At 67.3% G+C, this 1,266-nt stretch carries 1 protein-coding gene and 1 pseudogene; both read left to right on the forward strand.

What is annotated here, in order from left to right; translation table 11 throughout:
- The coding region (locus ACJH7A_RS30515) for an ABC transporter substrate-binding protein (RefSeq protein WP_406803318.1) at positions 1 to 496 on the forward strand (496 nt) is incomplete at its 5' end.
- A 221-nt stretch (positions 497 to 717) separates the two neighbouring features.
- Positions 718 to 1,266, forward strand: a pseudogene (locus ACJH7A_RS30520) (transposase); the annotation flags it as partial.

Consider the following 1,266-nt stretch of genomic DNA (forward strand, 5'->3'; position numbering starts at 1 on the left):
GCCGCGCACGCTGGACGAGGTGAAGGACCAGATCCGGGCGATGGGCGACGTGCTGCAGCATCCGCAGCGCGCGCAAGCCGATATCGCGCGGCTCGACGCGGCCGTCGCGCAGGTGCGGGCGGTCGCGAGCGCGCATCACTATCGCGTGCTGCCGCTGGAGCGGCGCGGCTTCGTCGCGGGCGACAGTAGCCTGATCAGCTCGTTGCTGGCGGCAACCGGCCTGACCAATGCCGCAGGCGAGCTCGGGCTTGGTGCCGGCGGCTTCGCTTCGCTGGAGGCGATCGTGCAACTACGGCCGGATTTCATCCTGGTGTCGGAGGCCGGGAATCACGCCGAGGACGAGGGCCGCGCCTTCCTGTTGCATCCGGCGCTGGAGCGCTTCTATCCGGAGGGCAAGCGCATCGTGTTGCCCGAGCGGCTCACGGTATGCGGCGGCGTGATGCTGGCCGATGCGCTGGATCGGCTGACGGAAGAGCTCAAGCGGGTGACGCGGTAGAGCGGTCCCGTCATCCCCGCGCAAAGGCTTCGCCTTTGTCGCTGGAGGAGCGCGGAGCGCGTCTCGAAGGATGCACGGCCGCTAGCCAGGCCGCCGACCCTTCGAGACGCCGCTTCGCGGCTCCTCAGAGCGTGTGAATTTTTGTGGCTTGGGCGAAAGATGTAGCGGGAGGGATGGGGGATGTGATTCCCTGCAATCGCTGAATTGCGGGAGAGCGGGAGATGGCTGAAGACCAGCTGTTTGGAGAACTGCCGGAGCAGCCGAAGCCGCAAACTGATGCGGCGCCAGCGGGTTTGCCGCGTCTGCGCGAGCCGCAGCGCGATCAGATTGAACTGCGGGCGGTGGATATCGATAGCCTGATCGGGGAAGATCATCCGGCGCGGGTGATCTGGTGCTATGTCGACGGGCTCGAGCTGCGCGAGGCGAGAGGCCGGGTCATCCGGCGACGTCGCCACGGCTTTTGCGGGCACTGTGGCTCTATGCGACCAGCGACGGGGTAGGAAGCGCTCGCGCCCTGGAGCGGCTGTGCGAGAGCCACGATGTCTATCGCTGGCTGTGTGGCGGGGTCTCGGTGAACTACCATACGCTGGCGGACTTCCGGGTCGGATGCGCCGATCTGCTCGATCGGCTGCTCGCCGAACATCTTGCGGCCTTGGCGGAGGTGGGCCTGGTCGACCTCAGCAAGCTGGCGCAGGACGGCGTGCGGATCCGGGCGAGCGCCGGGGCCGCCTCGTTCCGGCGAGAACAGACACTCGATCACCATTTGGAGA

This window comes from Mycobacterium sp. SMC-17, assembly GCF_045310915.1.
Classification (GTDB): Bacteria; Actinomycetota; Actinomycetes; order Mycobacteriales; family Mycobacteriaceae; genus Mycobacterium.